1 protein-coding gene is annotated in these 2,089 nt (G+C 33.2%); it reads left to right on the forward strand.

What is annotated here, in order from left to right; translation table 11 throughout:
• Window positions 1-229 precede the first annotated feature (229 nt).
• A complete protein-coding gene (locus KSO91_RS17035) occupies window positions 230-1,303 on the forward strand; it encodes a hypothetical protein (RefSeq protein WP_238744215.1) in 1,074 nt (357 codons plus the stop codon).
• Window positions 1,304-2,089 lie beyond the last annotated feature (786 nt).

A 2,089-nucleotide genomic window follows, 5' to 3' on the forward strand; every position in this document is an offset into this window, starting at 1 on the left:
GCTCAAATGCAGTAATAACGCTACTAAGTTGCTCTGGATTTGACATAATTAAGTCCTGATGGATGAGTTACCCGTATTAAATCAGAACAAAAAATGGAAGTTGAGCTACGCTGCCGTAAGCTCACAATTCAATGCGTTGAATACTGAATAAATACTTTAAAGTAATAATAGTCACTGCGCTATATTGATGTAAACAGAATCGCTATAAAATGCAATCAGGTAATTAAAAATGAAAATAAGAAGAACGACTGCAGAACAATTTAAGATTGACTTTCAATCGTTTCCACCAATTGGTTTATCATTAAATGCTTTTTATGATCGTGAGTTTGAAGTCAATAACTCTTTTTTAAAGAAAGTTTTCAACATACCGAAAACTTTTTACAACATCCTCTGTTTAGTTTTTGTAAAGCTATTTACAGATGGTATTTTTCTTGACGAAATGCATCGAGTCGGAATTCTTAAAGTAAAATCTGATATTGCTGAATTAAAGGCTAAAATACAAAAAACATATCAAATAAAAACAAGTTATCTTGTGCTATTGCTACTAATGTCTGTTCCTATCTGGTTACTATTTACACCTGTATTTTTACTAATATTATTTTTTAAATCTAGTGGTTCAATTTTTCCAAATATTGTGGCTTCGATTAAGTTAAATACTGATAAACAAAATGCAAAGGGTCATGCCTCAAGAATCTTAGGTAATGTTGTTCATATAGCAAATACTGATGATCTTGAAAGAACCATTTCTCATGAGCATATACACATTGTTCAATTCGATTTTATAGAAAGCATTGATCATTCTCGATTTAGTAGCCCGGACTCTAAATTATTTAATTTCGACCCCGTAAAAGATGAATATTCATATTATCTTATTAACCGATTTGAACTAGAAGTGAGAGTACATGAGGTCGTGCGTACAATATACATGAAAAATAATAGATTACCCTTAACACTAAGTGAGTTTGAGGGTGAGGTTATTGCTTTTTTGGATGCCGCTGAATGTCGCATTAACGGAATAACTAATCATTCTGCACTCGGTTCAGATTTGGAACATTTAACAAGCAGGCTAACAATTTATTTATCCAAATCACTAATGGATGAAGGAATGGACAGTATTACGGATTTAAATGAATCGCAGATGGACAAAGTATTAGATTTCAGGAAGAAGTTGATAAGCGAGCTTTATTCAGTTTGTTATGGAAATTTACTAGAATATTACGGCGATTTACAGGCATCTAAACAGTTTAAATCACAAATATATGGGCCTAACTTATACAATTTTATATATAAATCTGCACATTAAATGGCTGTTTTGTTTGTGAGTGAGTTACTGTTGTGGCTGAGTAGTATTGGCCACAGTATTATAGGTTTCTAACTTGCTTTGGGCAGAAAGTGAGCTAGGAATTATTGCTGCTTTACCTTAAACTGGCCAAAATTACTTAGCCACAACAGGTGATGCACGAATCAAAGCAACCACCCTTCATAGTTTCAAAGGTTGGGAATCTAGATATTTAGTTATTTACGGCAGCAATAAAACAGACCTTAAAACATTAGCACTGATTTACACAGGATTAACTCGCTTAAAAAGACACGAGGAAGGCAGTTGCTTAACCGTGGTGTCTTTTATTGGAATACGGTAAGAAGTGGCCAGAGTTTGAAAACAAGGTACTAAATAAGACTATTCAGTTTAACTAACATTAATAATCAGCTTTATTACAAAGCGTTGAGTTAATTTCAGTGTTTTCAAGCCTATGGGCACTTGTGGGTAAAAAAGCCAACCCCCATAAACCTTCAAACTTGTGGTCAATATTATTCAGTTGTATCAAACATCATCCTTCAAACTATCCCAGTAATCACTATCAAGCTTTTTGATCTCTATAACTTGCTCGACTTGCATACCTAAATTGTATTCATATATGTAGTTCGCAAGCTCTAATCCATTTATTAATACGAGTGTTGTAGCCCCCAGTGTCAGAATAGTTGCAATGATGACTTAATTAAGTTCTCATAATTATCTAAGAGGTTAACTAAGCAACATATGACAAATTATCCAGAAGAATTAAAACAGAAAGTTATTAACGATATGAGC

It is taken from the genome of Psychromonas antarctica, assembly GCF_022267535.1.
Classification (GTDB): domain Bacteria; phylum Pseudomonadota; class Gammaproteobacteria; order Enterobacterales; family Psychromonadaceae; genus Psychromonas; species Psychromonas antarctica.